At 48.6% G+C, this 8648-nt stretch carries 12 protein-coding genes; 8 read left to right on the forward strand and 4 right to left on the reverse strand.

Features of this window, described 5'->3' with window-relative positions; translation table 11 throughout:
* The first annotated feature begins 234 nt into the window (after nt 1-234).
* The 3 genes from accA to folE all read left to right on the forward strand — a co-directional run bounded on the left by accA (nt 235) and on the right by folE (nt 3049).
* Nucleotides 235-1215: an acetyl-CoA carboxylase carboxyl transferase subunit alpha gene (accA, locus tag MiSe_RS31925; RefSeq protein ID WP_226587699.1), complete on the forward strand. Its 981-nt coding sequence runs from the start codon at nt 235-237 to the stop codon at nt 1213-1215.
* 333 nt (nt 1216-1548) lie between these two features.
* Nucleotides 1549-2274, forward strand: coding sequence for an SDR family oxidoreductase (locus MiSe_RS31930; protein WP_226587701.1), 726 nt, complete (start codon nt 1549-1551; stop codon nt 2272-2274).
* 61 nt (nt 2275-2335) lie between these two features.
* The gene (folE, locus tag MiSe_RS31935) at nt 2336-3049 is read left to right on the forward strand and encodes a GTP cyclohydrolase I FolE (protein WP_444980580.1); all 714 of its coding nucleotides are present in this window, start codon (nt 2336-2338) and stop codon (nt 3047-3049) included.
* Between the two features lie 103 nt (nt 3050-3152).
* On the opposite strand, the gene MiSe_RS31940 is transcribed toward folE, so the two are convergent.
* Complete coding sequence (locus MiSe_RS31940) at nt 3153-3788, reverse strand: phosphoribosylanthranilate isomerase (protein ID WP_226587703.1); 636 nt, start codon at nt 3786-3788, stop codon at nt 3153-3155.
* Between the two features lie 166 nt (nt 3789-3954).
* Between MiSe_RS31940 and psaK (MiSe_RS31945) the strand changes: the two genes are divergently transcribed.
* The 3 genes from psaK (MiSe_RS31945) (at nt 3955) to MiSe_RS31955 (ending at nt 5968) form a co-directional block, all read left to right on the forward strand.
* Nucleotides 3955-4233: a photosystem I reaction center subunit PsaK gene (gene psaK, locus MiSe_RS31945; protein WP_226587705.1), complete on the forward strand. Its 279-nt coding sequence runs from the start codon at nt 3955-3957 to the stop codon at nt 4231-4233.
* 90 nt (nt 4234-4323) lie between these two features.
* The gene (psaK, locus tag MiSe_RS31950; protein WP_226587707.1) at nt 4324-4581 is read left to right on the forward strand and encodes a photosystem I reaction center subunit PsaK; all 258 of its coding nucleotides are present in this window, start codon (nt 4324-4326) and stop codon (nt 4579-4581) included.
* A gap of 139 nt (nt 4582-4720) precedes the next feature.
* Complete coding sequence (locus tag MiSe_RS31955) at nt 4721-5968, forward strand: site-2 protease family protein (RefSeq protein WP_226587709.1); 1248 nt, start codon at nt 4721-4723, stop codon at nt 5966-5968.
* A gap of 30 nt (nt 5969-5998) precedes the next feature.
* Here the strand turns inward: MiSe_RS31955 and MiSe_RS31960 are convergent, their stop codons facing one another.
* Nucleotides 5999-6220, reverse strand: coding sequence for a hypothetical protein (locus MiSe_RS31960; RefSeq protein ID WP_226587711.1), 222 nt, complete (start codon nt 6218-6220; stop codon nt 5999-6001).
* A 181-nt stretch (nt 6221-6401) separates the two neighbouring features.
* Here MiSe_RS31960 and MiSe_RS31965 point away from each other — a divergent pair, with 181 nt between their 5' ends.
* Nucleotides 6402-6764: a hypothetical protein gene (locus tag MiSe_RS31965; RefSeq protein WP_226587713.1), complete on the forward strand. Its 363-nt coding sequence runs from the start codon at nt 6402-6404 to the stop codon at nt 6762-6764.
* A gap of 27 nt (nt 6765-6791) precedes the next feature.
* Here MiSe_RS31965 and MiSe_RS31970 read toward each other — a convergent pair whose 3' ends face one another.
* Together MiSe_RS31970 and MiSe_RS31975 are read right to left on the reverse strand one after the other, a co-directional pair.
* Entirely contained in the window at nt 6792-7565 is a 774-nt protein-coding gene (locus MiSe_RS31970) for a lipoate--protein ligase family protein (RefSeq protein ID WP_226587715.1), read from the reverse strand.
* A 97-nt stretch (nt 7566-7662) separates the two neighbouring features.
* A complete protein-coding gene (locus MiSe_RS31975; RefSeq protein ID WP_226587717.1) occupies nt 7663-8160 on the reverse strand; it encodes a YbjN domain-containing protein in 498 nt (165 codons plus the stop codon).
* A gap of 17 nt (nt 8161-8177) precedes the next feature.
* Between MiSe_RS31975 and MiSe_RS31980 the strand changes: the two genes are divergently transcribed.
* Nucleotides 8178-8384 carry a hypothetical protein gene (locus tag MiSe_RS31980; RefSeq protein ID WP_226587719.1) on the forward strand — a complete coding sequence of 69 codons (207 nt, stop codon included), beginning with the start codon at nt 8178-8180 and terminating at the stop codon, nt 8382-8384.
* Nucleotides 8385-8648 lie beyond the last annotated feature (264 nt).

Here is an 8648-nt window from a genome sequence, read left to right on the forward strand (position 1 = left end):
AAGTATTCTAGACGGTTGCGCTTTGACTGGACTTAAAAGTCCCGCTCCCCCCAATCCCCCTGTTAGAGGGGGTTTTGTGCATCTCGTCATGTTTGATAAATCCTTCCTTTGCTACCTTTGCTACTTTTCCTCCGTCAGAGTGCTGGCTTGGCTCCCTGGTGTCAAGAGAGAGGGAGTACACCTACCACGCTATCCTGGTAAAGAAGCTACTCAACGTTATCCAAGTTCCTTGCCGTGGCAACTACTGAGCGCAAACCGTTTCTGTTGGATTTTGAAAAGCCGCTAGCGGATTTAGAGGCACGCATCGACCAAATTCGCGAACTAGCTGCCGAAAACGGCGTGGACGTATCCGAAGAGATCCGCCAGTTGGAGACGCGAGCGGTGCAGCTGCGCCAAGAAATCTTCAGCGGTTTGTCACCCGCTCAGCGGTTGCAAGTTGCTCGCCATCCCCGCCGCCCCAGCACCCTCGACTATATTCAAGCCATCAGCGACGAATGGCTCGAACTCCACGGCGATCGCGGCGGGTTTGATGACCCCGCTTTAGTCGGCGGTGTGGCTCGTTTGGCGGGGCGTCCCGTCGTTATTCTGGGACACCAAAAAGGAAGAGATACCAAAGATAACGTCGTGCGTAAATTCGGCATGGCCTCCCCCGGCGGCTATCGCAAGGCGATGCGGCTGATGGAACACGCGGATCGTTTTGGGATGCCAATTATCACATTTATCGATACCCCAGGCGCTTGGGCGGGGGTAGAAGCAGAAGAATTAGGACAAGGGGAAGCGATCGCATACAACCTGCGCGAAATGTTCCGTCTCAATGTCCCCATCCTCTGTACCGTCATCGGTGAAGGTGGATCGGGGGGTGCTTTGGGGATTGGAGTCGGCGATCGCTTGTTCATGTTCGAGCATTCGGTCTACTACGTTGCTTCTCCCGAAGCTTGTGCCAGCATTCTTTGGAAAGATGCCGCTAAAGCCCCCCAAACAGCCTCTGCCCTCAAAATCACCGCAATGGATTTGAAACAATTGGGTATTTTAGACCAAGTATTGCCCGAACCCTCCGGAGGCGCTCACGCCGATCCTCTAAAAGCAGCAGCAACCCTCAAGCAAGCACTGTTGCAGAACCTGGAGGAACTGTCCCAGTTAACGGGTCAACAGCGTCGCGAACTGCGCTATCAAAAATTCCGCCAAATCGGCGTGTTCGCGGAAATCTCTGCCTAAAGGTAGTTGCTGGCGCTAAAGACCCAATTGCTAGTGATATAATTGTGAAAGGAATGTAAAGATTTTTAACGTTACCATCATCTTCAAGGGTTGGTTGTTAAATCTCTCACGCTCTAGTTCAGAACCTACAGACAGCATTTTTCATCCCTCGTACAAGGCGGTACTCCCTCCTGGGTGTGGCTGTTCAAGTGTCGGGTTTAGTTATAAAAAATACCCCAACGCAACTGCCCTCACCCAATCCAACCCCCTGTGTCCGACTGAAAATTGCTGCGGTTACTGACTGCTGTATGAGAATTTACACAGTCTGGCGCTGCTGAAGCAATGGAAGATTGCATGAATTCTACCAAACAACGACACGCTCTGATTACAGGAGCCAGCAGCGGCATTGGCAAAGCAGTTGCTTTGGCGTTTGCTGAAGCTGGAATTCACGTCGCCTTAGTGAGTCGCTCAAAGGACAAACTAGAGGCGGTGGCTCAAAAGGCGACCTCGTTAGGGGTAAAAGCTCAGGCATATCCCCTGGATTTGGGCGAGATCGACCAGGTGAAACCAAAAATCAGCGCGATCGCCTCTGATTTTGGCGCGATAGACATCCTGGTCAACAACGCCGGGATGGGGTACACCGGCACGGTGATGGATACTCCCCTATCCGACTGGCAACGGGTAATCGACCTAAATTTGACCAGCGCCTTCCAGTGCATCCAGGGAATTTTACCGATGATGCGCGCTCGCGGCTCAGGGACAATTATTAATGTCAGCTCGATTGCCGGTATCCAAGTATTTCCAGGTTGGGGAGCCTACTGTGTTAGCAAGTTTGGCCTCATGGCTTTGTCTAAAACCTTAGCAGCAGAAGAACGCGCGAACGGAATTCGCGTCACCGCGATCTGTCCTGGTTCTGTCAATACTCCCATGTGGGATACGGACACAGTTAATGCTGACTTTGACCGCGCGGCAATGTTGACGCCAGAAATTGTGGCGCAGTCAATTTTACAGACGGCGCTGCTACCAGAAAAAGCAGTAATTGAAGAGTTAACCCTCATGCCTAGCGCTGGCACACTCTAAGTTGCTGTCTCGTTTTTTTCCCGATTCTTTTGCACTAATCCTACCAAGACACATCATAACTATGGCTCCTTCCAACGGTTCCAATGGCTCGAATGGCTCGCGTACGCTTCTGATCGGCAACGACGAACTTTCTCGCGTAGCAACTCGCCCCGACCGCAATACCTTAAACGGTGCAGAACCCAAATTGCAACCCCCTACGGCAGACCAAAACGAAAAGATGATAGATGCCGTGCGGGAAATCATCATTGGAGTGGGTGAGGACCCCAATCGGGAAGGATTGTTAAAAACGCCCAAGCGCGTTGCAGAGGCGATGCGCTTTCTCACCAGCGGTTACAATCAATCCCTGGAAGAATTAGTCAACGGCGCTATTTTTGATGAAGGCCACAACGAGATGGTTCTCGTGCGGGATATTAGTTTCTTCAGCTTGTGCGAACACCACATGCTACCGTTTATGGGCAGGGCTCACGTCGCCTATATTCCCAACCAAAAAGTTGTGGGATTAAGCAAGTTGGCACGCATTGTAGAAATGTATTCCCGTCGCTTGCAGGTGCAAGAGCGGCTGACGCGCCAGGTGGCTGAAGCAGTTCAGACTATTTTAGAACCAAAAGGCGTTGCCGTTGTGATGGAAGCTTCTCACATGTGTATGGTAATGCGAGGCGTTCAAAAGCCAGGTTCTTGGACTGTTACCAGCGCGATGGTAGGCGTGTTTCAAGACGAGCAAAAAACTCGCGAAGAATTCCTGAACTTGATTCGCCATCAACCGGCATTTTTTTAAGGGGTAATTGGGAATTGCTAATTGCTAATTGCTAATTGCTAATTGCTAATTGCAGATTTTAGATTTAAATTCACTTCTAAAATCTAAAATTTAAAATTACCAATTACCTATTACCAATTCCCAATTTTTCAAACAGCTTGGCTACTTTGTCTAAGTCTTTGTCTCCAGGCGAGCGCTCGACTCCACTCGATAAATCGATACCGCTGGGTTGCAATTGATTCAAGGCATCTAACACGTTATCCGGAGTCAGACCACCGGCGAGCAACCAAGGGCAACTGGGATGAAACTGCTGTAAGCTGCTCCAGTCTAGGGTTGTGCCAGTGCCTCCCAGCATCTGAGGATGGTAGGCATCTAGCAACAGGGTATCGACCCAAGGGGTATAAATTTCTACCTGCTTGAGTCCTTCCTGGCTTCGCACTCTTAATGCTTTGATCGTTTCCACCGACCCCAGTCGTTGTCGCAGTTCTTGGCAAAATTCCTCTGTTTCATCCCCGTGCAACTGCACGCCGTTTAAACCAGCCTCTGCAACCGTTTGGCAGATTTCCTCAACCGTGGCATTGGCAAACACGCCGATTCGGTCAACTTTGACTGATAAATCCTTGACAACTGCGTTAATTTGTGCTGAGGTGACGTAACGCGGGGAAGTTGGCACGCAGATAAAGCCTAAAGCGGTGGCTCCCATGCGAGCGATCGCCACTCCCTGTTCCGGTATAGTAATCCCGCAAATTTTAATTCTCATTACCCATTACCGATGACCGATTACCCATTACCCTCGTGACCACGGCAGAGCCTAGTAACGCCATTACAAAGTTTTAAGCATATGTTAACTCTTAAAACAAATTGCAGCCTTGTGGGACGGTATTTTGATAATTTTTGTTGTTGTTTAGCGAGATAGGAAAAAGATTTTGCTTAACTCAACTTTACTTTTGGCAGTACAAGCTACCGTTCCCACAACCACCGAGTGGACTCCGGCGGTAGGTCTAGTGATGATTTTGTGCAACCTGTTAGCGATCGCCATTGGTCGTTATGCGATTCAAAATCCCGGTGTAGGACCAGATCTGCCGGCGTCCAAACCCGCATTGTTCCAGAAATTCGGCATCCCTGAGTTGCTGGCGACCATGAGCTTCGGTCACATCCTGGGCGCTGGGTTCATCTTAGGATTATCGAATGCGGGTGCGCTTTAACGGCTCACATGTGAGTGGAACGTATTTAATTTCCCCTGTCGTTCTATAATCCCCTTTGTGCCTTAGTTTCTCACAGCAGGAGAAAGAATCTTGATTCACTCGATTTTACTTGCAGCTCAGGCTACCGTTCCGGCAACGCCAGTTTGGTCTTTTAAGATTGCACTGGTGATGGTAATTTGCAACATCCTTGGACTGGTGTTCGCCCGCATCGGCACTCAGGATCGGGGAACCAAACCGCCCTCACCCATACCTGGATTTGGCTTCCCGCAATTGCTGGCGGGTACTTGCTTTGGTCACATTCTGGGAGCTGGTGCTATCTTAGGTCTGACCAACATTGGCGCGATCTAGGTAGTCGAATTTAAATTACCTTCGGCTGCGGAATCGGTAGCGCTGCTATCGATTCCATTTTCATTTTTGGTGCAACTCGCCCGAAGGGGCGCCCGGATGCGTAAGAATAGGTGTAAAACACTAATTTTAGGAAATTTTTATGCAAGCAGGTTGGCGCATCGGGTCTATATTCGGCATCCCCTTAAACATTGACCCTTCTTGGTTGATTATTTTAGGGTTTTTCACCTTTGCCAACGGGTTGGATTTAGTTTCCGAAAATCCAGAGTGGGGTTTCCTTGCTTGGGTGACTGGTTTTTTAATCGCCCTGCTGCTGTTTGTCTCCGTACTGCTGCACGAATTGGGTCACAGTTTGGTAGCGCGATCGCAAGGCATTAAAGTAAACTCGATTACCCTGTTTCTGTTTGGCGGTATTGCTGCCATCGACCGGGAATCCCAAACCCCAGGACAAGCCTTTCAAGTCGCGATCGCAGGCCCTCTCGTCAGTTTAACCTTATTCGCCCTACTGAGTATTCTATTTTTCCAAATCCCCCAGTCGAGTCCGGCGGGGGTTGTAGTGGGAAACTTAGCCCAAATTAACTTGGTTTTGGGATTGTTTAACTTAATACCCGGTTTGCCTTTGGATGGCGGGCAGATTTTAAAAGCCGCCGTGTGGAAGATTACCGGCGATCGCTTCTCTGGCGTCCATTGGGCGGCTAGAGCTGGACAAATTCTCGGTTGGTTGGCAATTATTTCGGGTCTGTTCTTTGCCTTTACAACAGAAGAATTCGGTTTCTTCTGGATTGCTTTACTCGGCTGGTTTGTGCTGCGAAATGCCACCGCCTACGATACCATGACCAATTTGCAAGAAACTTTATTGCAGCTAACCGCAGCAGACGCAATGACGCGGGAGTTTCGGGTAATCGATGCCCATATGACCCTGCGTCAATTTGCCGATGATTACCTTTTAGAAGCAAAGGAAGCCCAGGTATATTTTGCTGCCTCTGACGGTCGCTATCGCGGTTTAGTCTCAGCCGAGGATTTGCGGTCAGTCGAACGCAGTTTATGGGAAACTCAAACGGTTCACACCATCGCTAAACCCCTCGACCAAATCGACACCGTTGAGGAGAAATCCTCCCTCGTTGATGCAATCAATAAATTGGAAACAAAACAATTACGTAGAATTACGGTACTTTCTCCAGCAGGAGCGGTGGCGGGGATAATCGATCGGGGGGATATAGTGAAAGCGATCGCGACTGCTCTCAAGTTTTCCATTCCGGAAGCCCAAATCAAGCGCATCAAACAAGAAGGTAGCTATCCCGGAGGGTTTCCCATTCCCGCGATCGCAAAAGCCACAGCAGAAGCTCAGCAGCAACAAACCCCATCTGAGCTAACATCCGCTTCCAAATAAGAATAATTCTCGATTAGTGTTGGTGCTGCGTTAACCCACCCTTTTGTCTTGTGGGATGGGCTGTTCTGTTGTGGGATGGGCTGTTCTGTTGTGGGATGGGCTGTTCTGTTGTGGGATGGGCTGTTCTGTTGTGGGATGGGCTGTTCTCTTGTGGGATGGGCTGTTCTGTTGTGGGATGGGCATCCTGCCCGTCTCACCCATGTCAGGTGAAAGATTTGAGTCTATGCTACTCGATATCAAAATAGAAACCATTTTAGAAATAAACTTGGCTCTATATCTACAATAATTCTCATTTACCAACCTAAAAAATAAGTCTAAGTAAGACTACTTATAAAAAATTCACTGACATACTTTAGGTATTAATGCGGAAGCGCGCCCCGCATTCTCGTTATAAATTTGTAATAATTCAATTTGAGCTAAAGAGGTAGTATAAATGCTTAGCTTTACAATCTGGCTGATAGTTTCCTTAATTGCGGTTTATATCTACGCAAATTCAAATGACGAAATGGCTTATCTGTGCGCCACCATTTCAGTAGTCAGTATAATTGCCAGCTTGGTTTTAGCACCGTGGCAGATCAAGTTATTGCTTTTAGTGCTGGTACTGATGAGTCAACGACTGCCTTGGCAGAAAAATTCCACCGTACCCTCCCAGACCAAGAAGCTGGTAAGCTTGAGCAATGGCGAGAGCAACCCAAAAGCCGCCTGGGATAACACCGAGGGAAAACAGCGAGATTTAGTTGAGACTGCAAGCGGTCCAACCTTTGAGTTAAAGTATCGCGGCGTTAGGATTAAGTAGCTCAACCTTTGCTCAAACAGACTGTTTTCAACGGCGCTGATGCGCTAAACCAAGCTCTAGTATCGGTTGAGCCTGAATTGCTTGCCATTCGTCTGGTGATAGCGGTTGCATCTTTAACTGAACATCGAAACAACGAGACGCAGTAGCAGTTAAAGCATCTATGACGGTTGAAATAAGCCGATCTTGCCGCTGTGGAAGGGGTATATCTATTTTTGAGATTTCCGCCTCACCGAATACCCGTTCAAACAGATCCAGATTTGGATACAAGCGCATTGAACCGTGTTGCAAAACGGTGTTACCCCGACAAAGTTGGGCGCTGCCAATCAACTTAGCATTATTTGCCAACACTAAATCCGCACCAGTGGCAGTGCCAAAACAGTTGGGATTGCGAATATACCCCCGTCCGGCGTCACCGTAGTGTAATTCAACGCCGAGCGATCGCCACCCCAAAATCAAAAACTGGCATAATCTTCGATACACCTGCATCCGACTGCCAGAAAGACCCGACGTTACAATGGCATAAGTCAAATCTCCCTGATGCAGCACAGCACGACCACCAGTAGGACGCCGCACCAACTCAATTGGCTTTCCTTGCCAAGTCAAATCCTGCCAAAACTCAGGCCATTTATGTTGGTGATAGCCTAAAGAAATTGCAACGGGCGACCAAGTATAAAAGCGTAAAGTAGGCGGAAGCAAACCCAATCTGTGCTGTTCTAGCAACCAGCGATCGATCGCCATTTGCACCGCACCAGGTGCTTCCAGTAAAGGAATAAGACGCCAATGAGTCATGTCATTAGTCATTAATCATTAGTTATTAGTTTTTTTGCTAATAGCTAATAGCTAATCGCCACTGAACAATTAGCAATTAGCAATTAGCAATTAGCAAGCTTGCCAATAACTACTGAGCAAATTCGGCACACAAAGCCTCATCGTTGTTATCTGCGATCGTTGCTACAACGGTGATGGCGCGGGAGATTTCCCCCGGCGAAAGCTCGGCTACGGTACGAATTGATAGGAGAACTACTTGGTCGTTAATAATGGCGAAACGCGCTTCAAAAGTTTCAGCCCCGTTCATTTCTAATAATTTACGCATTAATTGCGGTTCGTTTTTGGCAGGTAAATTTAGCACCGAAGACCAAACGGTTAAACTGTCTTCATCGGTCGAACCCGTCAGTTGCACGAACACTTCAACGCTACCATACATAAACTTCCAGAGATGACCCACATCGGTTTGGCTAACCATTGCGGTGTTATCCTGGTCGAGACTGGAGATAACGGTTTCAATCACCTCTACATAATTGATTTCCATCTCTTCCTCTAATATCTCGTTGACTAGCTCGTCGGGAGATAGAGTTGGAGTGGAAACGGTTTCCGGATCGGGTTGGAAGGTTGTCATAGAAATTTACCGTCAGGATGCCAAACCCAATGTATCGCCTTTGGGACGCTTCTGCTAGAAAAGATGGGGCAGGACTTACCCACGACGAGGCTTATTCCCGGTTTCACAGTAGTAGCACAGCAGCGGAAATCTTCTTTCCCAGGGCAGATTTGATGATTGCCGTGCCCCTGGGACTGTGCCAAACCAGGATTTTTGAGCGCAACTTATTCCCGGTTTCACAGTAGTAGCACAGCAGCGGAAATCTTCTTTCCCAGGGCAGATTTGATGATTGCCGTGCCCCTGCGAGTTTGCTGACGCACGACGAGGTTTATTCCCGGTTTCACAGTAGTAGCACAGCAGCGGAAATCTTCTTTCCCAGGGCAGATTTGATGATTGCCTTGCCCCTGGGACTGTGCCAAACCAGGATTTTTGAGCGCAACTTATTCCCGGTTTCACAGTAGTAGCACAGCAGCGGAAATCTTCTTTCCAAGGGAAGATTTGATGATTGC

The organism is Microseira wollei NIES-4236 (assembly GCF_020521235.1).
Taxonomy (GTDB): domain Bacteria; phylum Cyanobacteriota; class Cyanobacteriia; order Cyanobacteriales; family Aerosakkonemataceae; genus Microseira; species Microseira wollei.

Excerpts from the sequence above, each read along its gene's own strand:
- MiSe_RS31930 (WP_226587701.1), top strand. The coding sequence starts at position 1,549 with ATGAATTCTACCAAACAACGACACGCTCTGATTACAGGAGCCAGCAGC.
- folE (WP_444980580.1), top strand. The coding sequence starts at position 2,336 with ATGGCTCCTTCCAACGGTTCCAATGGCTCGAATGGCTCGCGTACGCTT.
- MiSe_RS31940 (WP_226587703.1), bottom strand. The coding sequence starts at position 3,788 with ATGAGAATTAAAATTTGCGGGATTACTATACCGGAACAGGGAGTGGCG.
- MiSe_RS31955 (WP_226587709.1), top strand. The coding sequence starts at position 4,721 with ATGCAAGCAGGTTGGCGCATCGGGTCTATATTCGGCATCCCCTTAAAC.
- MiSe_RS31960 (WP_226587711.1), bottom strand. The coding sequence starts at position 6,220 with ATGGTTTCTATTTTGATATCGAGTAGCATAGACTCAAATCTTTCACCT.
- MiSe_RS31965 (WP_226587713.1), top strand. The coding sequence starts at position 6,402 with ATGCTTAGCTTTACAATCTGGCTGATAGTTTCCTTAATTGCGGTTTAT.
- MiSe_RS31970 (WP_226587715.1), bottom strand. The coding sequence starts at position 7,565 with ATGACTAATGACATGACTCATTGGCGTCTTATTCCTTTACTGGAAGCA.
- MiSe_RS31975 (WP_226587717.1), bottom strand. The coding sequence starts at position 8,160 with ATGACAACCTTCCAACCCGATCCGGAAACCGTTTCCACTCCAACTCTA.
- MiSe_RS31980 (WP_226587719.1), top strand. The coding sequence starts at position 8,178 with ATGCCAAACCCAATGTATCGCCTTTGGGACGCTTCTGCTAGAAAAGAT.